At 73.5% G+C, this 25,553-nt stretch carries 13 protein-coding genes; 10 read left to right on the forward strand and 3 right to left on the reverse strand.

Annotated features, from left to right (window positions below):
• The first annotated feature begins 86 nt into the window (after window positions 1-86).
• On the forward strand, window positions 87-2,918 hold the full coding sequence (locus SMD20_RS40665) for an ATP-binding protein (RefSeq protein ID WP_329591450.1): 2,832 nt from the start codon (window positions 87-89) through the stop codon (window positions 2,916-2,918).
• Here SMD20_RS40665 and SMD20_RS40670 read toward each other — a convergent pair whose 3' ends face one another.
• A complete protein-coding gene (locus SMD20_RS40670; protein WP_329591451.1) occupies window positions 2,919-3,239 on the reverse strand; it encodes a hypothetical protein in 321 nt (106 codons plus the stop codon).
• Window positions 3,240-3,269: 30 nt separating this feature from the next.
• The gene (locus SMD20_RS40675; protein WP_329591453.1) at window positions 3,270-3,908 is read right to left on the reverse strand and encodes a TetR/AcrR family transcriptional regulator; all 639 of its coding nucleotides are present in this window, start codon (window positions 3,906-3,908) and stop codon (window positions 3,270-3,272) included.
• A 61-nt stretch (window positions 3,909-3,969) separates the two neighbouring features.
• On the opposite strand from SMD20_RS40675, the gene SMD20_RS40680 reads away from it, so the two are divergent.
• From SMD20_RS40680 to SMD20_RS40710, 7 genes are all read left to right on the forward strand, one after another.
• Window positions 3,970-5,526, forward strand: a complete 1,557-nt coding sequence (locus SMD20_RS40680) for an MFS transporter (RefSeq protein ID WP_329591455.1) — start codon at window positions 3,970-3,972, stop codon at window positions 5,524-5,526.
• A 149-nt stretch (window positions 5,527-5,675) separates the two neighbouring features.
• Window positions 5,676-6,872 (forward strand): cytochrome P450 family protein, encoded by a 1,197-nt coding sequence (locus tag SMD20_RS40685; protein ID WP_329591457.1) that lies wholly within the window; start codon window positions 5,676-5,678, stop codon window positions 6,870-6,872.
• The gene (locus tag SMD20_RS40690; protein ID WP_329591459.1) at window positions 6,872-8,125 is read left to right on the forward strand and encodes an activator-dependent family glycosyltransferase; all 1,254 of its coding nucleotides are present in this window, start codon (window positions 6,872-6,874) and stop codon (window positions 8,123-8,125) included. The genes SMD20_RS40685 and SMD20_RS40690 overlap by 1 nt, the downstream gene beginning before the upstream one ends.
• A complete protein-coding gene (locus SMD20_RS40695; RefSeq protein ID WP_329591461.1) occupies window positions 8,118-9,071 on the forward strand; it encodes a proline iminopeptidase-family hydrolase in 954 nt (317 codons plus the stop codon). Before SMD20_RS40690 ends, SMD20_RS40695 begins: the two co-directional genes overlap by 8 nt.
• A gap of 1 nt (window position 9,072) precedes the next feature.
• On the forward strand, window positions 9,073-9,570 hold the full coding sequence (locus tag SMD20_RS40700; protein WP_329591463.1) for a cobalamin B12-binding domain-containing protein: 498 nt from the start codon (window positions 9,073-9,075) through the stop codon (window positions 9,568-9,570).
• 7 nt (window positions 9,571-9,577) lie between these two features.
• Window positions 9,578-10,870 (forward strand): methylaspartate mutase, encoded by a 1,293-nt coding sequence (locus SMD20_RS40705; RefSeq protein WP_329591465.1) that lies wholly within the window; start codon window positions 9,578-9,580, stop codon window positions 10,868-10,870.
• Window positions 10,871-10,954: 84 nt separating this feature from the next.
• On the forward strand, window positions 10,955-11,914 hold the full coding sequence (locus SMD20_RS40710) for an ACP S-malonyltransferase (RefSeq protein ID WP_329591467.1): 960 nt from the start codon (window positions 10,955-10,957) through the stop codon (window positions 11,912-11,914).
• Between the two features lie 10 nt (window positions 11,915-11,924).
• Here SMD20_RS40710 and SMD20_RS40715 read toward each other — a convergent pair whose 3' ends face one another.
• The gene (locus SMD20_RS40715; RefSeq protein WP_329591469.1) at window positions 11,925-12,170 is read right to left on the reverse strand and encodes an acyl carrier protein; all 246 of its coding nucleotides are present in this window, start codon (window positions 12,168-12,170) and stop codon (window positions 11,925-11,927) included.
• Between the two features lie 42 nt (window positions 12,171-12,212).
• Between SMD20_RS40715 and SMD20_RS40720 the strand changes: the two genes are divergently transcribed.
• Together SMD20_RS40720 and SMD20_RS40725 are read left to right on the forward strand one after the other, a co-directional pair.
• Window positions 12,213-13,766, forward strand: coding sequence for an AMP-binding protein (locus SMD20_RS40720; protein WP_329591470.1), 1,554 nt, complete (start codon window positions 12,213-12,215; stop codon window positions 13,764-13,766).
• A 116-nt stretch (window positions 13,767-13,882) separates the two neighbouring features.
• On the forward strand, window positions 13,883-25,549 hold the full coding sequence (locus SMD20_RS40725; RefSeq protein WP_329591472.1) for an SDR family NAD(P)-dependent oxidoreductase: 11,667 nt from the start codon (window positions 13,883-13,885) through the stop codon (window positions 25,547-25,549).
• Window positions 25,550-25,553: the final 4 nt, after the last annotated feature.

Here is a 25,553-nt window from a genome sequence, read left to right on the forward strand (position 1 = left end):
CGCCGAGGGGCTCACTGAAATTCGCTTGAAAAGGAAATTAATCCACCGAGAACGACGACCAGGGTGGCTGGCTGGAGGCGTGGGCCATGCAGCTCATCGAACGTGCAGAGGCACTGGCAAACTTCCGTGACCTTATGGAGAAGGCGGCGGGCGGGACCGGCGGAGTCATGGTGATGACCGGTTTCGGCGCCATGGGTAAGAGTGCGTTACTGCAGGCCTGCGCTAATGAGGCCGGCGCGGCGGGGTTCCTTCTGATGAAAAGCGCGGGGTCGCGTGCGGAACGCATGTTTCCTTTGGGGACCCTGGGGCAGCTGTTTCGTTCCGCCGAGCTGCCCCCGGAGTTGGCCGACGAGGTGGAGCAGACGCTCGCTCCGGAACCGATCAACGGGATCTCCGGAGTGCCTGACCCGGTGGTACTCGGGAAGAACCTCACCAACGTTGCGGCGCGGCTGTGCGGGGTCCTCGTGGAGCTCACCAAACGACAGCCGATCCTGCTGTCCGTCGACGACGTGCACAACGCGGACGGCCCGAGCCTGCAGGCCCTGCTCTACATCCAGCGGCGCATGGCGAACGCCCCGCTGCTGCTGGCCGTGACCTCGCTGGCGCAGCGCCGTGCGGTGGACTCCCTGTTCAGCGCCGAGCTCACCGGGCGGCCCAACTGTGTGCAGACACGGGTCACCGGGTTGTCGCCTGCGGGGGTGGAGGAGCTTCTCCGGGACACGGTGGGCACCGAGCCCGCCGCCCGGCTGGCCCCGGAGTACCACCGGCTGAGCGGCGGGAACCCCCTCCTCCTGCACGCCATGGTGCAGGACTACTGGGACGTGGCGCAGGGCGGCTGGTCGCCGGAGGGCTCCCAGCCGGGCGTCGGCCGCCATCTCCACCAGGCGGTCCTGTCCTGCCTGCACCGATGGGATCCGCGGATCCTGGACGCGGCCCGCGGCGTCGCCCTGCTCGGGCGCTCGGCCAGCACCGGATCGGTGGCGCAGCTGCTCGGCGTGAAGCCCGCCTACGTGCTCCCCGCGCTGGAGGCCCTGGACGGGGCAGGGCTGCTGCGGGGCTGCCAGTTCCGGCATCCGACGATGCGCAAGGCCGTACTCCGGGATCTCAGCCCGGACCGGCAGTCCGTCATGTACATGCGGGCCGCGCGGATCATGTATCAGCTCGGCGCCGAGCCGGGGGACATCGCCGACCACCTGCTGGCCTCAAGCCCGGCCGGTCCGTGCGAGGCGGAGCCGTGGATGGTGGCGGTGCTGCGCGAAGCCGCCCAGGTGGCGCTCGTGCAGGACGACCAGGACCGGGCGATCAGCTGTCTGGAGCTGGCCCGGCTCATCAGCGACGACGAAGGGGCGAAGGCGGCGATGCTGAGCGAGCTGGCCCAGGCGAACTGGTGCCACCGGCCCGCCGGGGCGCTGCGCTTCCTGGCCCCGCTGGAGGACGCGTACGGGCGCGGTCAGCTCGCCGCCGCGGACGCCCGCGCCCTCAGCAGATATCTGCTGTGGCACGGCTGGACCCGCCGTGCGGCCATCGTCTACGACTGGACGGCGCCCCCGTGCGACACCCCGTCCAGGGAGCACTCCCGGCTCTGTTTCACCCGGGAGTGGGCGCGGTTGATCTTCCCGACCATGTTCGTCGAGGGCGAGACCGACGGGCCGGCGGGCGAGGCCGGCCCGGCCGGCCGGGAGTTCTCGCTGAGCAACCTGCTGCTGGGCAAGGCCGAGGAGGACATCGTCGGCGCCGCCCAGGAGCTGCTGGAAAGCTGCAACCTGACCGAGGCGGAGCCGGAGGCGGTCTTCGTCGCGCTGCTCGCCCTGAGCCACACGGGCCGTTACCAGGAGGCGGTGCGGTGGTGCGAGTCGCTCGGCACGGAAGGGGCGGCGCGCGGGCTGCCGCGCTGGACGGCCTCCCTCGCCGCGATCCGGTCGTGGCTGGCGGTCCAGCACGGTGAGCTGGGCGAGGCCCGGCGGTACGCGCGGCAGGCGCTGAGCGCGATGTCGCGGACGAGCTGGGGGGTGATCCTCGGGTTGCCCCTGATGGTGCTGCTGCGGGCCGCCGTCGCCATGGGGGATCTGGACGAGGCGGGGGAGATCATCAAGCGCGGGGTTCCCGCCGACATGGCGCGAACCACGCTGTGGCCGCTCTTCCTGCAGGCCAGAGGGGACTACTACCTCGCCACGAACCGCCCGCGGGCGGCGTTGAGCGACTTCCACGAGTGCGGTGAGCTGCTGCGCGAGTGGGACCTCGACATTCCCGCGCTCGCGGACTGGCGGTGCGCGATCGCCCGTACGTACCTGCAGATCGGCGCGGTCGAGGAGGCGCGGCAGAAGATCACGGAGCAGTTGTCCATACCCGGCGGCACCCATCCGCGGGTGCACGGCCGGGCGTTGCGGCTGCTGGCGTCGGTCACCGAGCTGCGGCAGCGGCCGGCGAGGCTGCAGGAGGCCATGACCCTGCTGCAACGCTCCGGCGACCTGCTGGAGCTCGGCTGGGCGTACGCGGATCTCAGCTACGCCTACCAGGAGCTCGGCGACATCACCCGGGCCCGGCTGATGGCCAGGCGGGCCAAGCAGATCGCCAAGGCGTGCGAGGCCGGTCCGCTGTCCGCGCGGCTGCAGCCGCGCGAGGAGGACGGCGGCGGGGACCTGGGCGAGTCGGCGGCGCTCAGCGACGCCGAGCGCCGCGTCGCCGCGCTGGCCGCGTTCGGCTACACCAACAGGGAGATCAGCGAACGCCTGTTCATCACGGTCAGCACGGTGGAGCAGCATCTCACCCGGGTGTATCGGAAGCTCAACGTGAAGCGGCGCGCCGACCTGCCGACCGAGCTGTCCCTGGGCACGGGATTAGGCGAGACGGACGTGTCCCGTATGACGGGGCGCGGCACGGGTCATCCGAGGCGGGCGGCCGGCGGAATGGAGCGCTGATCACACGCTCATCCAGGACTTCGAGGAATGGCCGGCGTCGCTCAGCAGCGTGTCGAACGCCAGCGGCTGCGGCTCCGGCAGAAGGGTGACCAGCAGGCTGATCTTCCTGATCATGTCCGCTGAGTATTCGCGCACCGGGGTGATCTCCGCCTCGGCCAGGTCCCAGGGGCCGAGCAGCTCTTCCGCGCGCTGCGCGGCCAGCACCGGATCGAGTCCGTACCAGAGGATGACCGAGGTCAGCAGGTCGCGGCCGGTCCAGTGGTCCGGGATATCGGTGTTGTCGACGAGGGTGGATGGCGCAGTGACCGACGAAAGTAGCATTTGGAACACAGGAGTCCCCCAAATATCAACTCAACTGTTGTTCGCCAGGGATGCGGTGCCGATTGCCTCGCGTACGGGGCGCGGATCGCTCCCGCGCCGATGGATGGGGGGCTGGCGGAGGAGCACCCGCAGCCCGTCGGTCAGGTCGGTCACGGACACCAGATCGGGATTGATCAGCCATTGCGCCATCAGCCCTTGGAGCAGGGTGAGGTAGAGCCGGCCCACCGCGCGTGCGGACTCCTCGTCGAGCGATTCGTCCGTGCCGAGCAGCTTGGCCAGTCCCTCGGGGTCGGCGGCCGACGCGAGCGCGATGCCGAGCCTCTCCCGCAGGTCCGGCGCGTGCTCGGCGATGGTGAGCGCCTCGAAGTTGGCGGCCAGCAGCGGGCGGTTGTGCTTGAAGCTGTCGACGATCTGCTTCCAGGTCTTCTCGAAGCCCACCAGCGGGTCGGTCGCGTCGTTGACGACGGTGACCTGCCACAGGTCGGTCCAGTCCTGGACCATCTCGATGAGGGCCTCGCGAAGGAGTGCCTCCTTGGAGCCGAAGTGATAGCCGATGGAGGCGAGGTTGGCCCCTGAGGCGGCGCTGATGTGCCGGGCGGTGGTGTGTGCGTAACCCCGCTCCACGATGCATCGCTTCGCGCCCTCAAGGAGCTGCTCTCGATGTCCCATGACGACGATCATAGCACGATTTATTCATACGTCCGTTCTGTACGCTTGTATGATTCTGGGCATGACGCAGATGAATCCCCCCATCGCGGGCCGTCGGGAATGGCTCGGTCTCGTCGTACTCACCCTTCCCGTGATCTTGCTGTCCAACTCGATCACCATCTTGTTCCTCGCGGTTCCCTGGATCACCGAAGGGCTCAAGCCCGGCGCCTCCGAACTGCTGTGGATCATGGACATCTACACGTTCGTGCTGGCCGGGCTGCTGATACCGATGGGCGCGTTGGGCGACAGGATCGGCCGGCGGCGGGTGCTGCTGGGCGGCGCGGTGCTCTTCGGCATCGGCTCGGCCGCCGCGGCGTACGCCTCCTCGCCCGAGCTGCTGATCGCCGCGCGGGCGCTGCTGGGCATCGGCGCCGCCACGCTCATGCCGTCCACGCTGGCGCTCATCCGGACGCTGTTCCAGGACCCCGGGCAACGCAAGATGGCGGTGGGCATCTGGACCGCCGGCTCTTCGGGAGGCGTGGTGCTGGGGCCGCCGCTGGGCGGTTTCCTGCTGGAGTACTTCTGGTGGGGCTCCGTCTTCCTGCTCAACGTGCCGTTCATGCTGCTGCTGCTGGCCGCCGGGCCGATGCTGCTGCCGGAGTCCAGGGACCCCAGCAAGAAGGGCCGCTTCGACCTGCTCGGCGTGGTGCTGTCGCTGGCCGCGATACTGCCGCTGATCTACGGGCTGAAGCAGCTGGCACTGGAGGGGCCGTCGATCTGGTCGGTCGCCCCACTCCTCGCGGGCATCGGCTTCGGCGTGGCGCTGATGTACCAGCAGCGCAGGCGGACCGATCCGATGATCGACATCGACCTCTTCAGGCGGCCGGTCTTCGCGACCGCGGTGGGAGGGTACGCGCTGGTCATGTTCGCCCTCACCGGCGGCACCTTCCTCGCCTCGCCGTACCTGCAGCAGGTGCTGATGCTGAGCCCGCTGCCCGCGGCGCTGTGGCAGATGCCCGCAGGGGTCGGGGTGATCGTCGCCGCGGTGGTCGCCGGCTACCTCGCGCAGCGGGCCAGGCCCGGTCTGGTCTTCGCGGCCGGCCCACTGCTCATGGCCGTCGGCCTGCTGATCATGTCGCAGGTCCAGGTGGACTCCGGGCTGGCGGTGCTGGTGCCGGGGATGATCCTGGTCGGCGCGGGCACCGGGATCGTGGCCACGGTGGCGGTGGACATCGTCCTCGGCAGCGTGCCGCAGGAGCGGTCCGCGCGGGCCTCCGCGCTGTCGGAGACCAGTCTGGAGCTGGGGACCGCGATGGGCATCGCGCTCATGGGCCTGATCAGCACCGTCGTCTACAGCCGGACGCTGCTGGACACGATGCCGCAGGGTGTGCCGGAGACGGAGACCGCGGCGGCGTCCGAGACCCTTTCCGCGGCGCTCCTGGTCGCCGCCGACCTGCCCGGGCAGCTGGGCGCCCAGCTCGCCGACGCGGCCAGGGCCGCGTTCACCCTCGGCATGCAGGTGCCGCTCTACCTGACCGCGGCGCTCATGCTGGCGCTCGCCGCCATCGCGCTGATCGCCCTGCGCCGCGCCGACATCAAGCACGCGGACGAGGAGTCCGGCGTGTCCGAGGCGCACTGAGGCGCAGGTACGCGGGCTCCTCCATGGGTCGCCCCGGCCCCATACGTGGTTCGCCGGGCCGGGGCGAGGTCCATTAGGGGTTGATCTAGGGGGAATGTCCGCCTCTACCGTGGCGAGGTCAATACGATCGCCGGCTAGGTGGAGGCACCATGCCCGAAGGCGCCAACCCGGCAGCCGATTACGAGTTGGGACTGCGCCTGCTCAACGCCCGCGCCATGCAGCGGGTACTGGGCAGCATGGGCGACCCTTACGCCCTGGTCCTGCGCGGCGCCGACGATCCCTACCCCTTCTACGCCGCGATCCGCGAGCGCGGCCCGATCTACCACAGCACGACAGGCAGCTGGGTGACCGCGGACCCCGGAGTGATCGCCGAGGCTCTGGCGGACCCGCGATGGCGGATGTCCGGCCCGGACGGCTCGCCGGCCGCCGAGCAGCCGCTGCCCTTCTACGGGTACGGCACGCCCGGCGCCGAGGCCGACGAGCACACACGGCTGCGCGCCCACTGGCAGCCTCTGGTCGACCCGGAGGCGCTGGCCGCCCATCGCAAGACCGTCGAACGGGAGTGCCTGGCCCGCCTCGACCGGGTCGCCGGCGGCGATCTCATGGCCGACTACGCCTGGCCGGTGGCGACCGCCGCCACCGGCGCGTTCCTCGGCATTCCCGCCGCCGCGCTGCCGCGGTACGCGGAGCTCTGCGCGGACGCCGAGGCGCTGCAGGACTCCCTGCTCGCCGCCCAGCCGCTGGCCCTGGTCCGCCGGATCGAGGACGCCGTGGCCGGGCTGGACGAGCTGTTCGGCGGGGCGGGGACGGAGACGCCCGACCGGGCCGTGCGGGTGCTGCTGTCCGTCGCCGCCGTCCCGGCCACCGCGCACCTGGTGGGCAACGCGGTCCACGCGCTGCTGGCCGAGCCCGGAGGATGGGCGGCACTGAGCCGCGATCCGGACCTCGCCGCGGCGGCCGTCGCTGAGACGCTGCGGTACGACCCCCCGGTGCAGGCGGAGATCCGGGTGGCCGCCGCGCCGGTCGAACTGGCCGGGACAGAACTGGCGGCGGGCAGTCACCTGGTGATGATCACCGCGGCCGCCGGCCGGGACGAGACCCGGCACCCGGAGCCTGACCGCTTCCGCCTGGATCGGCAGGCCGAGCCGGAGCCGCTCACCTTCGCCGGCGGGCTCCACCACCTCCCGGTCGCCCCGCTGGCGCGTACGCAGGCCGAGGCGGCGCTGCGGATTCTCGCCGAGGCGCGGCCGAACCTGCGGCCGTCCGGCGCGCCGGTGTACCGGCGGCGCGCTCCCGTGGTGCGCGGCCCCGTCGAGCTGCCCGTGCTCGGGCTTGGAGAGACCTGATGCGTGTCCTGCTGACCTCGTTCGCCCTCGCCTCGCACTACAACTGCCTGGTGCCGCTCGGCTGGGCGCTGGCCGCCGCCGGACACGAGGTCCGGGTGGCCAGCCAGCCCTCGCTGACCGACGCGATCACCGCCTCGGGGCTGACCGCGGTCCCGGTCGGCACCGATCCGGAGCTGGAGGAGGTGCGCGAGCGGCCGGCCGCGGCCATGGGCCCGCCCCAGGTGCACGAGGACCGCGACGAGCCGGTCACCTGGGAACAGGCTCTGGACTTCGACATGGTGATCGCGCCGCTGCTGCTGGCCGCCACCAACAACACGGAGATGGTGGACGAGCTGGTCGGCTTCGCCCGGAGCTGGCGTCCCGACCTGGTGATCTGGGAGCCGTTCACGCTGGCCGGCGCGATCGCGGCGGAGGCGTGCGGTGCGGTGCACGTCCGGGCGCTGTGGGGCCTCGACGTGCTGGGCAGCGCCCGCCGTACCCTCCTGGACCTGCGCGCCCGCCAGCCGCGGGCGCACTGGGAGGACCCGGTGGCCGAGTGGCTGACGCTGACCCTGGCGCGCTTTTCCCGCCCGTTCACCGAGGAGGTGACCACGGGGCGGCTCACGATCGACACCACGATGCCGGAGAGCCTGCGGCTGCCGGTCGGGGTGCCGATCGTGGGCATGCGGACGCTGCCGTACAACGGCCGCTCGGTGATGCCGGACTGGCTGGCCGAGCCGCCCAGCCGCCCCCGCGTCTGCTTCACCCTGGGCGGGACCGGCGGCGACTTCCTGCACGACTGGGCGCTCGGCCCGGCCGAGCTGGTGAGCGCGGTGGCCGAGCTCGACGTGGAGGTGGTGGCCACGCTCGACGCCGGGCAGCGCGCCCGCCTGGGCGAGGTGCCGGACAACGTACGCATCGTCGACTTCGTACCGATGAACCTGCTGATGCCGACCTGCGCGGCGGTGGTGCACCACGGAGGGGCCGGCACGTTCAGCGCCGCGCTGCTCAACGGAGTGCCGCAGCTGATGGTCGCGAACACCTGGGACACCCCGGTGAAGGCCAAGCGGCTGGCCGAGCAGGGCGCCGGCCTCTACATCCCGCCGCCGAAGCTCGACGCCGACGGCTTCCGGGACGCGGTGGCGACGCTGGTGCACGACCCGGGACCGCGGGCCGCCGCCGACCGGCTGCGCAAGGAGATGCTCACGGAGCCCACTCCGGCGGAGCTCGTACCCCGGCTGGAACGCCTGGTCGCGGAGCACCGCGGTGCCTGAGACGAGCCGGCGGCCGACCGCGAAGGGCACCGTGCCGTTCGGGGAGTACCGCACCTGGTATCGGGTGAGCGGTGACCTGTCCGGCGGGCGCCCCCCACTGGTGGTGCTGCACGGCGGGCCCGGCAGCACGCACGACTACCTGGTGCCGCTGTGCGACCTGAGCGACGCCGGCCATCCGGTGATCCTCTACGACCAGCTCGGCAACGGCGGCTCCACCCACCTGCCGGACAAGGGCGCGGACTTCTGGACCGTGCAGCTGTTCCTCGACGAGCTGGACAACCTGCTCGACCGGCTCGGCGTGGCCGACGACTATCTGCTCTACGGCCACTCCTGGGGCGGCATGCTCGGCGCCACGCACGCCGCGGCCCGCCCGCCCGGCCTGCGCGGGCTGGTCATCGCGAACTCGCCGGCCTCCATGACCACCTGGCGCGCGGAGATGGTACGGCTGCGCGCCACGCTCCCGCCCGAGGTCCAGGAGACGCTGGCCAGACACGAGGCCGCGGGCACCACCGGCACCCGCGCCTACTTCGACGCCATGCGCGTCTTCTTCGACCGCTACGTGTGCCTGGTGAACCCGTGGCCGCGGGAGTACCAGGCGTCCTTCATGGAGATGCACAACAACCCGACCGTCTACTACACGATGAACGGGCCGACCGAGTTCCACGTCGTCGGCACGCTGCGCGACTGGTCGGTCGAGAAGCTGCTGCCGTCCATCGAGGTGCCGACCCTGATCATCTCCGGGCGGCACGACGAGGCGACGCCGGAGACCGTCCGCCCGTTCGACGACCTCATCCCGGACTCCCGCTGGGAGATCCTCGAGAACTCCAGCCACCTTCCGCACCTGGAGGAACCCGACCGGTTGCGTGAAGTGCTGCTGGCCTACCTCGCCACTGTTGACGGGACCCAACCGGGGACCCGCGCAAGCGACGCCGCGACAGGGAGTTGACATGCCCCGCGTTTTACCCGACCTTAACCCGAGCCCTCGTACGGGCCGCCCGCGCGCCCTGGTGAGCGGAGTGGCCTCCGACTCGCACACCTGGAACCTGGTCTTCCTGCAGCTGGTCTGCGAGGAGGAGGGCCTGGACGTGGTGAACCTGGGCCCGTGCGTCCCGGACGAGCTGCTGGTCACCGAGTGCGTGGACCAGCGCCCCGACCTGGTCGTGATCAGCACCGTCAACGGGCACGGCTACCGGGAGGGCCTGCGGGTCGTCCCCAAGCTGCGGGCCCGGCCGGAGCTGGCCGACGTACCGATCGTGATGGGCGGCCGCCTCGGGGTGACCGGGCGGCGGGAGGACGACCTCGCCGACGAGCTCACCGCCGCCGGCTGTGACGGGGTCTTCGACCGCGGCGGCCCCGAGGACATCGAGGACTTCAGGACACTGGCCGCCGCGGTGGCCTGGAAGGCGGACGACGCCGCGGCGCGGACGCCCGTCCAGTTCGGCTGAGTCCACGGTGGCCGCGGAATTCGGCGGTTTCGTGACCGACACCGCCGCGAGCGGCGAACTGGTGGTGCAGCCCCGGATGGGATTCGGCGACGTGGCGACCATGCGCGCCGGGCTGCTCGCCACGAAAGGCGCCCGCGCGGCCACCGCCGGCACGATCACCGTGGACAGCTACACCCGGGTGGGCGACCTGGACTCGGCGGCCGCGGCGCTGGCCTCCGGCGCCGCGCTCAACGGCTACCCCTTGGTCAGCCAGGGCGTCGCGGTCAATCAGGAGCTGCTGAGCGGGGTGCGGGACGCCACCTTCCCCGTGCAGGTGCGGCACGGTTCCGCCAACCCCGTGAAGATCTTCGAGGCGTTGCTGGACGCCGGCCTGGACGCCACCGAGGGCGGCCCGGTCTCCTACTGCCTGCCGTACAGCCGGATGCCGCTGAGCCAGGCGGTCGACCACTGGGCCCGCGGCTGCGAGCTGCTGGCCACCCGGGGGCAGGCGGCGGGGAGGGAGCCGCACCTGGAGACCTTCGGCGGCTGCGTGCTGGGCCAGCTCTGCCCGCCCGGCCAGCTCGTCGCGCTCAGCATCCTGGAGGGGCTCTTCTTCCAGGCGCACGGGCTGCGTGACATCTCGCTGAGCTACGCCCAGCAGACCAGCCCGGAGCAGGACGTCGAGGCGGTGCTCGCGTTGCGCGCGCTGGCCGAGGAGTTCCTCGCCGGCGTGCGCTGGCACGTGGTCGTCTACGCGTACATGGGGGTCTACCCCGAGACCCCGCGCGGCGCCGCGTCGCTGCTGACCGCCGCCGCCGAGCTGGCCGTGCGCACCGGGGCGGAGCGGCTCATCGTCAAGACCGAGGCGGAGTCCCGGCGCATCCCCACGATCGAGGAGAACGTGGCCGCGCTGGAGCTGGCCGGCACGGCCGCGCGCGCCGCGCGGCCGGTCGTGCCGCCGCCGAGCCGTACCGACTCGCAGGTGTACGCCGAGGCGCGGCGGCTCGTCGAGGCCACGCTGGAGCTGCACCAGGACGTGGGCAGGGCGCTGCTGCGCGCGTTCAAGCGGGGTTACCTGGACATCCCCTACTGCGTGCACCCCGACAACAGGGGTGCGGCGCGCAGCCACATCGACGGCGACGGCGCGCTGCGCTGGGCGGACGTGGGGGCGCTGCCGCTCGACGGGCTGGTCGCGCGGCGCCGCTCCCGCCCGGTCGGCTCGGCCGAACTGCTGCACGCGCTCCACTACATCCAGCGCAGGCACGACGGCCAGGAGCACGCGGATGGTGGGGGCGGGCCGGATCACGATGAGGGGTACTAGGGGTGGGGCCGGCCGGGCGGCCGCGGTTAGCGTGCCCTGGTGGACAACGCATCGAGTCACGAGATCGCGATGGTTTTTCCAGGAATGGGACCGACCGGGTTCGCCGACATCGAGCGGTTCGCCACCGAGGTGCCGGTGGCGTGGCGGCTGTTCGCCGAGGCCGACGAAGCCCTCGGCTACCAGGTGCTGGACCGGTTCCGCCAGACGGAGGGCGACTACTCCGAGTACGCCCAGGTGGCCTTCCTGATCACCTGCCTGGCTCTGGCCGAGTGGGCGGAGAGTGAGGCGCTGCCCGCCCGCCCGGGGCTGTGCACCGGGCCGAGCTTCGGGGGCAAGGCGGCCGCCGCCTATGTGGGCTCGCTGAGCTTCGCCGACGCGGTGTGGATGACCGCCCGGCTGGCCCGGTGCGTGGCGGACTACTTCAGCCGGGAACACCGGAGCCTCGTCACCCACTCGTTCGTCCGGGTGAAGCCAGAGGTGGCGGAGGAACTGCTCGGCGAGCTGACCGCGCGCAGCCGCGTGGCGGACGTGGCCTGCCGCGTGGACAGGGACTTCTTCATGGTCACGCTGTCGGCGGACGATCTGCCGGGCCTGGAGAAGGGGATCCGTGCCGCCGGCGGGCTGTCGCTCTACACGATGCGGCCGCCGATGCACAGCCCGGCCTTCGCCGGGCTGCGGGAACGCGCGGAGAAGGAGGTCCTGGACGAGCTGGAGTTCGCCGAGCCGCGGCTGCCGGTGGTCTCCGACCACGACGGTTCGTTGCTGACCACCGCGGAGCAGGTGCGGAACCTGCTCCTGGACGGCTTCGTCCGCCAGATGCACTGGCCGGTGACGGTCGAGGCGCTGCGCGCCAGGGGAGTGCGCACGGTCTGCGTGGCCGGGCCCGACGCCCTGTTCAGCCGGGTGCCGGCCACCGCACGGAACTTCGAGGTGGTGCCGGTCGGTCCGAAGCGGCCGCTGCTCGTCGCCGCGGCTCGCGGTGCCGAGCCCCGCTCATCGCATGGCGGTGAGTCCGGTGCGGAGCGTGGCTCGGCGGCGGGGTGACCCGGCGGCCTCAGGAGCCTGAGCGGGCGGCGCTGAGCGCCGCCCACAAAGCCCCCGGGGTGGTGAAGGTGTCCAGGACGAGCGCCTCCTCGTCGAACTGTACGGCGTAGTCGGCTTCCAGTGCGCTCAACAGTTCCACCGCGCCCATGGAATCCAATCCGAATTCCCGGAGGTTGGTGTCCGCGGTGAGTTGGTCGCCGGAAGACAGCAAGGGGAGGCGGTGCCGCAGCAGCGCCTCAAACTGTTTGTCCCACATGGCCTGCATTATGCCTCAATAACTCGCGCTGAGGAAAAGGAAATGGGCGAAGAAATTCACCGGAACCTCCACGGGCGATTTCTGGGCGGACTGGCCGCCGCGCCGCGCGGTGCCGCGCTGCGCCTCGGCGACCGCACGGTCACCTTCGAGGAGCTGCACGAGCTGGCGCTCGTCTGGGCCGGGTCGCTGCTCCACGGCGGCGTCACTGGCCCCATAGGGGTGCTCGCGGAGAAGGGGACCACCTCCTACGCGGGGGTGCTCGCGGCGCTGTACGCCGGGGCGACGGTGGTGCCGCTGCACGCCGACTTCCCGCCCGACCGGACGGCGCGGATGATGGCGGCGGCCGGCGTCACCGCGCTGATCGCCGACGGCCGCGGCGCCGCCCTGCTGCCCGAGCTGCGGGAACGCGGCTACCACGGGGCCGCGCTGCTGCCCGTGGGCGGCGGCGAAGGGGGGATCCCGGTGTCGGCCGCGTACGCGCCGGCCGAACCGGTCGCGGTGCCGCCCGACGCCCCCGCCTACATCCTGTTCACCTCCGGCTCGACCGGCCGGCCCAAGGGCGTGGTGCTCACCCACGGCAACCTGTCCCACTACTTCGGCGTGCTCGACGGACGCTACGACTTCAGCCCCGACGACGCCTTCTCGCAGACCTTCGACCTCACCTTCGACTGCGCGATCTTCGACCTGTTCTGCTCCTGGGGTGCGGGCGCCCCGGCCGTGCCGGTGCCCCCGCGCGGCCACGCCGACCTGCCCGCCTTCCTGGAACGTCACGGGGTGACCGTCTGGTTCTCCACGCCCAGCGGCATCAGCCTGGCCCGCCGGCTCGGCTCCCTGCGCCCGGACACCCTGCCCGGCCTGCGGTGGAGCTTCTTCGCCGGAGAGGCGCTGCGCTGCCAGGACGTCGAGGACTGGACCCGCGCGGCGCCGTACTCGACGGTGGAGAACCTGTACGGGCCGACCGAGCTGACCGTGACGATCACGGGTCACCGCTGGTCGCAGGAAGGCTCCACGAAGCTCGCGGTCAACGGTGTCGTGCCGATCGGCGCCGTGCACCCCGGGCACCAGGTCCTGCTCGTCACCGAGGACGGCCGCCCGACCGAGGACGAGGAAGGGGAGCTCTGCGTCACCGGGCCGCAGCTCACCCCCGGCTACCTGGACCCGGAGGACGGCGCGGGCCGCTTCCTGGAGCACGCGGGACACACCTGGTACCGCACCGGCGACCGGGTGCGGCGGCTCCCCGGGGACGAGCTGTGCTACCTCGGCCGCAGGGACGCCCAGGTGCAGGTGCAGGGCTGGCGGGTGGAGCTGGCGGAGATCGAGCACGCGCTGCTGGCCGCCGGCGACGGGGTGGCCGAGGCGGCCGCGGTGGGGGTCGAGGGCGCGGCCGGCACGGAGCTGGTGGTGTTCTACACCGGCGAGGCGCGTCCGCCGGTCGAGCTGGCCAACCGGCTGCGCCGTACGCTGCCGCACGGCATGGTGCCCAAGCGCTATCACCACCTCGACGAACTTCCGCTCAACGCCAACCGCAAGGTGGACAGAAAGGCGCTCACCGAGCGCGCGGGCGAACTGCTACACCCCGACAACAATTGGTCTTAGGGGGCGGGTAGGGGTTAGTCCGAACTCCGAACATTTCGTAGTTTGGTGGCGCAACCGAAAGGGTGAGAACCATCAAGCCCGGTGAGCTCAACGCTCCTGATAATCCTAGGTTGGTAATGGACAACGAAGAGAAACTTGTCAATTACCTGAAAAGGGCGACGGCGGATCTGCGGGAGTCCAGGCGGCGGTTGCAGGCCGCCGAGGACCGCCTGCGGGAGCTGGGCGCAGGCCCGGACGGCGGAGTGCCGATCGCGATCGTCGGCATGGCCTGCCGCTACCCGGGCGGGGTGACCGCACCCGAGGACCTGTGGCGGTTGCTCACCGACGAGGTGGACGCGGTCACGCCCATGCCCGCCGCCGACCGCGGCTGGGACGTCGACGCGATCTACGACCCGGAGCGCGGCAAACCGGGCAAGACCTACACCCGCGAGGGCGGCTTTCTCCGCGACGTGGCCGACTTCGAGCCGGAGTTCTTCGGCATCGGCCCCAACGAGGCCACCGCCATGGACCCGCAGCAGCGGCTCCTGCTGGAGACCACCTGGGAGGCGGTGGAGCGCGCCGGGATCGACCCGACGGCGCTGCGCGGCAGCCGTACCGGGGTGTTCGTCGGCGTGATGTACGGCGACTACGGCTCGCGCAGCGACCGGGTGCCCCGCGGCGTCCAGGGCTTCATCGCGCACGGCAGCCACCACAGCGTGGCGTCCGGGCGGATCTCCTACCTGTACGGCTTCGAGGGGCCCGCGGTCACCGTGGACACCGCGTGTTCGTCGTCGCTGGTGGCGCTGCATCTCGCGGCGCAGGCCCTGCGCGGCGGCGAGTGCGAGCTGGCGCTGGCCGGCGGCGCCACCGTGCTGTCCACCACCGAGCTGTTCGTCGACTCAGCCCGGCAGGGCGTGCTCTCCCCCGACGGCCGCTGCAAGTCGTTCGCCGACGCCGCCGACGGGGTCGGCTGGGGCGAAGGCGTCGGCCTGCTGCTGCTCGAACGGCTCTCCGACGCGCGGCGGCACGGGCACCCCGTACTGGCCGTGATCCGCGGCTCCGCCGTGAACCAGGACGGCGCCAGCAGCGGCCTGACCGCGCCGAACGGCCCCTCCCAGGAGCGGGTGATCGGCGCCGCGCTGGCCGCGGCGGGCCTGACGCCGGCAGACGTCGACGTCGTGGAGGGCCACGGATCAGGGACCGGGCTGGGCGACCCCATCGAGGCGCAGGCGCTGCTGGCCACCTACGGGCAGGGCCGCGACCGGCCGATGCTGCTGGGGTCGGTGAAGTCGAACATCGGCCACGCCCAGGCGGCGTCCGGCGCCGCCGGCGTCATCAAGATGGTGCTCGCGATGCGGCACGGCACGCTCCCGAAGACGCTGCACGTGGACGCGCCGAGCCAGGAAGTGGACTGGTCCGCCGGCGCCGTGGAGCTGCTGACCGAAGCCCGGCCGTGGACACGCGACGGCCGTCCGCGCCGCGCCGGCGTCTCCGCGTTCGGGGTCAGCGGCACCAACGCCCACGTCATCCTCGAAGAGGCGCCGGACGAGGCCGTCCCGGCGGAGCCCTCTGACCGTACGCCTGCCGTGATGCCGGTGGTCGTGTCGGCCAAGTCCGAGGCGGCGCTCCGCGCGCAGGCCGACCGGCTGGCCGGTTTCCTCGCCGAGCCCGGCTCCGACGCCGGTCTGGCGGACGTGGCGTCGGCGCTGACCCGGCGGGCGGCGCTGACGCACCGCGCCGCGCTGGTGGCCGACGACCGGAACGGCCTGCTCGCCGCGCTGCGCGGCCTGGCCGCGGGCGAGCCGCCGTCCGGCGTGACCGTCGAGACGGCCAGGACCGGGCGGCTGGGCCTGGTGTTCTCCGGACAGGGCGCGCAACGGCTCGGCATGGGCCGCGGCCTGTACGCGCGCTTCGGCGTGTTCGCGCGGGCCTTCGACGAGGCAGTCGAGCTCCTGACGGCCGAGCTGGGCACGTTCTCCGGCGGGTCGCCGGGGCTCGGGCTGCGTGAGGTGCTGGCGCCCGCGTCCCAGGACGAGGAGACGGCCGCCGCTCTGAACCAGACGGTGTTCGCGCAGGCCGGGCTGTTCGCTTTTGAGACGGCGCTGTATCGGTTGCTGGAGTCGTTCGGGGTCCGGCCTGATTTCGTGGCCGGGCATTCGCTGGGTGAGATCACCGCGGCGCATGTGGCCGGGGTGCTGGATCTGGCGGATGCGTGCCGGTTGGTGGCTGCTCGTGGCCGGTTGATGCAGGCGCTTCCGGCCGGCGGCGCGATGGCGGCGATCGGCTGTGGCGAGGATGTCCTCGCTCCGGTGCTGGCCGAGCACGACCAGGTGGCCGTGGCTGCGGTGAACGCGCCGGGCGCGGTGGTGGTCTCGGGAGCGGCCGACCAGGTTGCCGAGGTCGTCGACTGGGCGCGGCAGCAGGGGCACCGGACCCGGCCGTTGCGGGTGTCGCATGCGTTCCATTCGCCGCTCATGGAGCCGATGCTGGCCGAGTTCGAGCAGGTCGTGGCGGGATTGACGCTGCGGCGTCCGGAGCTGGCGCTGGTGTCGAACGTCTCGGGTGAGCTGGCGGGTGACGAGGTCACCGAGCCCGGCTACTGGGTCGAGCACGTACGGCGACCGGTGCGGTTCGCCGACGGCGTCCAGGTCATGCGGGGACGCGGGGTCACCCACTTCCTGGAGGTCGGCCCGGACGCCCAGCTCGCCCCCATGGTCGAGGCGATCCTCGCCGACGGCGGCCACGCGGGCCCGGTGGTGCCGCTGCTGCGCCGCGACCGCGACGAGGTGGCTCACTTCGGCGCCGCGCTCGGCGCGGCCTGGGCCGGTGGCGTGAGCGTGGACTGGGCCCCCTGGTTCGCCGACCTCGAGACCCCGCCCCGTTCCGTCATCCTGCCGACGTACCCGTTCCAGCGGCGCCGGTTCTGGCTGGAGGCGTACCGGGCGGGTGACGTGTCGGCGGTCGGTCAGGCGCCTGTCGAGCACCCGCTGCTCGCCGCCGCGGTGACCCACCCGGACGGCGCTGTCACCCTCACCGGGCAGCTGTCCCCGCGTACCCAGTCGTGGCTGACCGACCACACGATGAACGGCACTGTGATCTTCCCCGGGACCGGCTTCGTGGAGCTGGCGATCCGCGCCGGCGACGAGGTGGACTGCGGCCGGCTGGACGACCTCGTCCTGGAGACCCCGCTGGTCATCCCCACCGACACCGGGGACGGCGTGGCCGTACAGGTCGCCGTAGGGGCCCCGGACGATCGGGGCCGCCGCACCGTGGAGATCCACTCGATGGCCGGCGAAGGCTGGATCCGGCACGCCCAGGGGACTCTGGCGCCCGCCACGGCCGACGGCGCCGGCCTCACCGCGTGGCCGCCCCCGGACGCGCGGCCCGTGAACATCGACGGGCTCGACGACCGGCTGGCCGAGCGCGGCTACGAGTACGGCCCGGCGTTCCGCGCGCTGCGCGCCGCCTGGCGACGCGGTGACGAGTTCTACGCCGAGGTGGCGCTGCCGGAGGGGGTGGAGTCCACCGCGTACGGCGCGCACCCCGCGCTGCTGGATGCCGCGCTGCGGGTGGGCCTGCTGCCCGAGATGGACGCGGAGACGTCCGAGGGGCGGCCGGTGGTTCCGTTCGCCTGGCGCGGGGTCGAGCTGCACGCCACCGGCGCCGCCGCGGCCCGCGTACGGCTGCGCCCGGACGACAGCGCCGGTGCGGGAGCCGTACGGCTGGACCTGGCGGACGCGACGGGCAGTCCTCTGGCCACGGTGACCTCGCTGGAGTCCCGCCCGCTCGCCGCCGACCTCCCGGCCGGCGTCGGAGCGGCGACGCGCCCGCTCTACGAGGTGGAGTGGCGGCCGCTGGCCGCGCCGGAGGGGACACCCTCGCGGGACGCCGTCGCGGCGGCCGAGGTGCACGTGGCCGCCTGCGACGACACCGTGGCGGCCACGCCCGAGCGGGTCCGCCACGCCGTGGCGGCCACCTTGGAGCGCGTACGGAGCTGGCTGGCCGCCGAGCCCTCCGCCGACGACACCCTGGTGATCGCGACCAGAGGCGCGGTCGCCGTCGACGGCGCGGCGCCCGACATGGCGCAGGCGGCGGTCTGGGGGCTGGCCAGGGCCGCCAGGGAAGAGAGCCAGGGACGGATCGTCCTGGTCGACCTGGACCCCGAGTCGGACCCGGACCGCGGCGCGATCGACGAGGCCGCCGCGGCCGCGTTGCACGCCGGAGAGCCCGAGACGGCCGTTCGCGCCGGCCGGCTCCATGTGCCCCGGCTGACCCGCCTCGACGCCGGAAACGCCGCCGCTGTGGCCTGGCCGGCCGAGGGCACCACGCTGATCACCGGAGGAACCGGCGGCCTGGGCGCCCTGCTGGCCCGGCACCTGGTCACCGAGCACGGCGTGCGGCACCTGGTGCTGACCAGCCGCCGCGGCCTCGACGCCCCTGGCGCGGCCGATCTGCGCGAGGAGCTGACCGGGCTGGGCGCCGAGGTGACGGTGGCCGCCTGCGACGTGGCCGACCGCGCCGCGCTCGCCGCGCTCCTGGACGACGTTCCTTCCCTCGCCGCCGTGGTGCACGCGGCCGGAGTGCTGGCCGACGGCACCATCCCCGCCCTCGACGACGAGCGGGTGGCGCGGGTGCTGCGGCCCAAGGTGGACGCCGCATGGCACCTGCACGAGCTGACCCGCGACCACGACCTGCGGGCGTTCGTGCTGTTCTCCTCGACGACCGGGCTGATGGACGCCGCGGGACAGGGCAACTACGCGGCGGCCAACGCCGCGCTGGACGCGCTCGCCGTACGGCGGGCCGCCGACGGGCTCCCGGCGATCTCCATGATTTGGGGGGCGTGGGAGACGGAACGCGGCATGGCCGGCCGGTTGGACGGCCGTCAGACCGCTCGCCTGGCCGCCTCCGGCATGCGACCGCTCACCGCCGCGGAGGGGCTTGCCCTGTTCGACGCGGCGCTGACCGCGGGGCGCCCCGCGTCCGTGGCCTGCCGGCTGGACCTCGCCGCGCTGCGCGGCCGGGACACCGAGCCGCCCGCGCTGCTGCGCGCGCTCGCCGGCCGCCGGCCGGCCCGTGCCGCCGCGGCCGGGCCCGGCTCGCTCGCCGACCGGCTGGACCGGCTGTCCCCGGCGGAGCGGCGGGAACTGCTGCTGGGCGTGGTCCGCGCGGAGGCCGCCGGCGTGCTGGGGTACGACACGGCCGAGTCGGTGCCGGTGGACCGGGCCTTCCAGGAGCTGGGCTTCGACTCGCTGTCCGGAGTGGAGCTGCGGAACAGGCTGGGCCGACGGGTCGGCGTGGCGCTGTCGGCGACGCTGGTCTTCGACCACCCGACGGTGACCGCCCTGGCGGCCTTCCTGGCCGACCGGTCCGGAGAGAAGCCGGAACCGGCGCCGGTGGCGGCGCCCGCCGTCACGACCGACCCCATCGCGATCGTGGGGCTCGCCTGCCGGTACCCGGGCGGCGTGGAGTCCCCGGAAGACCTCTGGCGGCTGCTGACCGAGGGCGGGGACGCCGTGGGCGAGTTCCCCGCCGACCGCGGCTGGGACCTCGGGTCGCTGTTCCACCCGGACCCCGCGCACGAGGGGACCTCGTACGCGAAGGAGGCCGCCTTCCTGTACGGCGCCGCCGACTTCGACCCGGACTTCTTCGGGATCAGCCCGCGTGAGGCGGCGGAGATGGACCCGCAGGAACGGCAGTTCCTTGAGGTGTCCTGGACCGCGCTGGAGCGGGCCGGGATCGACCCGACGTCGCTGCGGGAGACCAGCGCCGGGGTGTTCGCCGGCGTGATGTACCACGACTACGTGCCGGCCGGCGCCGGCGGAGCCACCGTCTCCGGGCGGGTCTCCTACACCCTCGGCCTGCGCGGTCCCGCGCTCTCCGTGGACACCGCCTGCTCGTCCTCGCTGGTGGCGCTGCACCTGGCCGCCGACGCGCTGCGGCGCGGCGAATGCGACCTGGCGCTGGCCGGCGGGGTGACGGTGATGGCTACCCCGGGCGCGTTCGTGGAGTTCTCGCGGCAGCGGGGCCTGGCCGCCAACGGCCGGTGCAAGGCGTACGCCGAGGCGGCTGACGGTGTCGGCTGGGGCGAGGGTGTCGGGGTGCTGGTGGTGGAGCGGCTGTCGGACGCTCGCCGCAACGGGCACCAGGTGCTGGCGGTGCTGGCCGGTAGCGCGGTCAACCAGGACGGCGCGTCCAACGGCCTGACCGCGCCGAACGGTCCCTCGCAGGAGCGGGTGATCGCTCAGGCGCTGGCGTCCGCGGGGATCGGTCCCGCGCAGGTGGACGTGGTCGAAGGACACGGCACCGGCACCTCGCTGGGCGACCCGATCGAGGCGCAGGCGCTGCTGGCCGCCTACGGCCAGGACAGGCAGTCGCCGTTGTGGCTGGGGTCGGTGAAGTCGAACCTGGGTCACACCCAGGCGGCGGCCGGGGTGGCCGGCATCATCAAGATGATCCTGGCGATGCGGCATGGGTTGCTGCCCAAGACGCTGCATGTGGATGCGCCGTCCTCCAAGGTGAACTGGTCCGGCGGCGCGGTGGAACTGCTGACCGAAGCCCAGCCTTGGCCCCAGGTCGAGGGTCGGCCGCGTCGGGCGGGGGTGTCGTCGTTCGGCATCTCCGGCACCAACGCTCACGTGATCGTGGAAGAGCCGCCCGTCGAGGAGCCGCCGGCCGCGAGCGTGCCGGACCCGCTTCCGCTGCTTCCGGTGCTGCTGTCGGCCAAGAGCGAGGCCGCCCTGCGGGCGCAGGCCGACCGGCTGGCCGGTTTCATGGCCGAGCACGACGAGGCCGAGCTGCTGGACGTGGCCGCCGAGCTGACCCGAAGGGCCGGCCTGCCGCGGCGCGCGGCCGTACTGGGCGAGTCCCGGGACGTCACCGTGGCGGGGCTGCGCGCGCTGGCCGCCGGCGAGCAGGCCGCGGAGCTCGTCCGCGGTCTCGTGCACGACGGCGCCGACCAGCCCGTGTTCGTCTTCCCCGGGCAGGGCGGTCAGTGGCCCGGCATGGCGGTCGAGCTGCTGGACTCCTCGCCCGCGTTCGCCGAGGCCCTGGAGCGCTGCGCCGCCGAGATCGAGGCGCTGGTGGACTGGCGGGTGCGCGAGGCGCTGGGCGACGCCCGGATGCTCGACCGGGTCGACGTGGTCCAGCCGGTGCTCTGGGCGGTCATGGTGGCGCTGGCGGAGACCTGGCGTGCGGCCGGCGTCGAGCCGGCCGCGGTGGTCGGCCACTCGCAGGGGGAGATCGCCGCCGCCTGCGTGGCAGGGGCGCTGTCGCTGGCCGACGGGGCGCGAGTGGTGGTGACGCGCGCCCGCGCGGTCGCCGAGCGCCTGTCCGGCCAGAACGGCGGCATGATGTCGGTGGCGCTGCCCGCCGAACGGGTGACCGAGCTGCTCGCCGAGTACGGCGACGCGGTGTCGGTGGCCGTGGTGAACGGTCCCGGCTCGGTGGCGCTGGCCGGCGACGGCGCGGCGCTGGACGCGCTGGAGGCCCGGCTGCGGGCGGATGGCGTCCGCGTCAAGCGGCTGGCCGTGGACTACGCCTCGCACGGCGCGCAGGTGGAAGTGCTGCGCGAACCGCTGCTGCGCGACCTGGCGGGGCTGCGCCCGCAGACCGCCCGGGTGCCCTTCTACTCGACGGTGGTCGCGGCCGAGCTGGACACCGCCGGGCTCGACGCCGAGTACTGGTACACGAACCTGCGGCGGACCGTACGGTTCGCGGAGACCACCCGGGCGCTGCTGGCCCGCGGCCGCCGGCTGTTCCTGGAGATGAGCCCCCATCCGATGCTCACTCCGGCGATCGAGGAGACCGCCGCCGCGGACGGCGTGGACGTGGCCGCGCTGGGCACGCTACGCCGCGACGAGGGCGGCCGGTTCACCACGGCGCTGGCCGAGGCGTGGCTGCGCGGAGTGCCGGTGGACTGGTTGAAGGTCCTGCCGGCCGCGCGGCGGCGCGCGGAACTGCCCACCTACCCCTTCCAGCACGACAGGTACTGGAAGCCGGCCACCCCGGCCGGACCGGCCGGGCTGAGCGCGGCCGGCCTGGACTCCGCCGACCATCCGCTGCTCGCCGCGGTGCTGGACGAGCCGGACGGCGACGGGCTGGTCTTCTCCGGCCGGCTGTCCATCGCGGGTCAGCCGTGGCTCGCCGACCACAAGGTGGCCGGCCGGATCGTGGTGCCCGGCGCCGCGCTGGTGGAGATGGCGCTGCACGCCGCCGACCGGGCGGGCTGCGACCTCCTGGAGGAGCTGATCCTGGAACGCCCGCTGGTGCTGCCCGACGACGGCGCGACCAGGGTGCGGGTGGTGGTCGGCGCCGCCGAGAACGGCCACCGGCAGATCTCCGTGTACGCCGCGCCGGCCTCGGCCGACCCGGCCGCCGCGGCGACCACCGCGTGGACCCGGCACGCCACCGGCACCCTGGCGAAGACCGCCGACGCGGAGCCGCCCGCCACGCAGCCGCCCGGCTCGGCCTGGCCGCCGGCGGACGCGCGGCAGCTGGACGTCGAGGAGCTGTACGAGACCCTGGACGCCGGCGGGTACGGCTACGGGCCGGCGTTCCGCGGCCTGCGCCGTGCCTGGGGGCGCGGCGACGAGATCTTCGCCGAGGTCGCTCTGCCCGAGCCGGTCGCCACTGAGGCGGACCGGTTCGGGATCCACCCGGCGCTGCTGGACGCCGCGCTGCACACCGCCGGGCTGCTCGACGACGACGCCTCCGGCGCGCCCCGGCTGCCGTTCACCTGGCGCGGCGTACGGCTGCGCACCACGGGCGCGACGGCGGCACGGGTACGGCTGCGCGGCGTCGCCGACCGGCCCGGTTCCGACCCGGGAACGACGGACCGCTTCGCCATCGAGCTGGCCGACTCCGCAGGCACCCCGATGGCGTCGGTGGACGCCATGGTGGTGCGCGCGGTGACCGACGGGGAGCTGGCGCACGCGGCGGCGGCGAACGTCGCCCTGCCGCGGCTCACCTGGACACCGCTGCCCGCGGTGGCCGATCCCCTCGTGAACGGCGCGGGTTCGGCCAACGGAGCGGCCCAACTGCGGGCCGACGACGCCGTACCCCCGGACCTTGAGGTGTTCGACGTGCCCCGCGACGGTGGCGAGGACCCGGCGGCCGCCGCTCACGCGGCCACCGGGGCCACCCTGGCCGCCCTGAGCGAGTGGCTGTCCGGCGACCGGCCGGACGGCACCCGACTGGCCGTGGTCGTACGGAGCGCGGCGGCGGTCCTCCCGGGAGAGAACGCCGACCCCGCGCACGCGGCGGCCGCCGGCCTGGTACGTGCCGCGCAGGCGGAACATCCCGGCCGGTTCGTCCTGCTGAACACCGACGGGCAGGAACCGGCGTGGGCGGCGGTGCGGGCCGCGATCGAGGCCGGCGAACCGGAGCTGGCCCTGCGCGCCGGCACGGTTCACGCGCCGCGGCTGGTCCGCGACGCCGACGCGCTCGTACCCCCGGCCGGGCCGTGGCGGCTGGCCACCACCGGCAAGGGCACACTGTCCAACCTCGCGCTGCTGCCGGCGCCGGAGGCGACCCGCCCGCTGGCGCCCACCGAGGTACGGCTGGCGCCCCGCGTCGCCGGGATCAACTTCCACGACCTGGTGGTCGCCCTCGACATGATCACCGAGGAGGACGACGGCCTGATCGGCGAAGCCGCCGGAGTGGTGCTCGAAGTCGGCTCCGCCGTCACCGACCTGCGTCCGGGCGACCGGGTGACCGGCCTGGTCGACGGCGGCGCCGGCACCGTGGCGATCAGCGACAGGCGGCTGCTCGTCCCGATCCCGGACGACTGGTCGTTCACCACGGCCGCGGTGCTGCCGATCGTCAACCTCACCGCCTACTACGGCCTGGTCGACCTGGCCGGAGTGAGCCCGGGGGATCGGGTGCTGGTGCACGCGGGCGCCGGCGGCGTCGGCCTGGCCGCGATCCAGCTCGCCCAGCACCTGGGCGCGGAGGTCTACGCGACCGCGTCGCCCGCCAAGTGGCCCGTGCTGCACGCGCTCGGCCTGGACGAGACCCACCTGGCCTCCTCCAGAGACCTCGGCTTCCGCGACAAGTTCCTGGCCGCCACCGGCGGCGCGGGGATGGACGTGGTGCTCAACTCGCTGGCCAGGGAGTTCGTCGACGCCTCGCTGGAGCTGCTGCCGCGCGGCGGCCACTTCCTGGAGATGGGCAAGACCGACATCCGGCAGGCGGACGAGGTGGCCGACGCCCACCCGGGAGTCGTCTACCGGGCCTACGACATGGTGGCCCAGTCACGCACCCAGCACCCGGAGGGCACCCCGGAACGCGTCCAGGAGATCCTCGCCGAGGTCGTACGGCTCTACGCACACGAGGTGCTGCGGCCGGCCCCCGTCACCGTCTGGGACGCCCGGCGCGCCAAGGACGCCTTCCGTCACCTCCAGCAGGCACGCCACGTCGGCAAGCTCGCGCTGACCGTGCCACGGGAGCTCGACCCGGACGGCACCGTACTGATCACCGGCGGCACCGGCGTCATCGCCGGGCACGTCGCCCGCCACCTGGTGACCCGGTACGGCGCGCGGCACCTCCTGCTGGTCACCCGGCGCGGCCTCGACGCGCCCGGAGCCGCCGAGCTCCGCGACGAGCTGACCGAGCTGGGCGCCTCGACCCGGGTCGAGTCCTGCGACGTGGCCGACCGGGACGCCCTCGCCGCGCTGCTCGACGGCATCCCGGCGGAGCATCCGCTGACCGGGGTGGTGCACGCGGCCGGCGTACTCGACGACGCCACGATCGCCTCGCTCACCCCTGACCGGCTCGCCGCGGTGCTGCGTCCCAAGGCCGACAGCGCCTGGCACCTCCACGACCTGACCCGGAGGTACGACGTCGCCCTGTTCGTCATGTTCTCCTCGGCCGCCGGCCTGCTCGGCTCGCCCGGGCAGGGCAACTACGCCGCAGGGAACGCCTTCCTGGACGCGCTCGCCCAGCATCGGCGCCACCTCGGCCTGCCCGGTCACTCGCTGGCCTGGGGGCTCTGGGCGGAACGCAGCGCGATGACCGCCCACGTGGGCACGGGCGACTCGGCGCGGCTGGCCGCGAGCGGGCTGCGCGAACTCGACACCGAGACCGGACTGCGCCGCTTCGACGCCGCCGTCTCCGGTGACGCCCCCGTGGTGCTCGCCGCGGACGTGGACGCGGACGCGCTGTCCGGCCACCCGGTGCCGCCGGTGCTGCGTGGCCTGGTGACCGCGCCGGCGCGGCGACGGGCCGCGGCCGACACGCCCGTGGCGGAGGAGTCGCTGGCCGACAGGCTGACAGGGCTGCTCCCGGCCGAACAGCGCCGCATCCTCCTCGACCTGGTCCGCTCGCACGTGGCCGCGGTGCTCGGGCACGCCGGCGTGGACGCGGTCGCGGCGGATCGGGCCTTCGCCGAGCTGGGCTTCGACTCGCTGACCGCGGTGGAGCTGCGGAACCGGCTGGCCGAGGCCGCCGGGCTGCGCCTCCCGGCGACGCTGGTCTTCGACCACCCCAACCCGGAGGCGCTGGTGACGTTCCTCCTGGAGGAACTCGACCCGGAGCACGCCGACCCGGCGCGCGCCGTACTCGACGAACTCGAACGGCTGGAAGCCACCATGGCCGAACCGCTCGCCGAGGCCCCGGCCGCGCCGGCCGACGTGGAGGCGGTGGCGGCCCGGCTGGAGGCGCTGGCCCGCCGGTGGCGGGAGGCGCACCGCCGTACCGACGGCAACGGAGCTCCGCGCGACCAGGTGCGGGATCTCACCGCGGCGACCGACGAGGAGCTGTTCGCGATGCTGGACAGCGAGCTGGGCGACCCGGACGGGACGTCCTGAACAA

The sequence above is a fragment of the Nonomuraea sp. LP-02 genome, assembly GCF_036289125.1.
GTDB lineage: Bacteria > Actinomycetota > Actinomycetes > Streptosporangiales > Streptosporangiaceae > Nonomuraea > Nonomuraea bangladeshensis.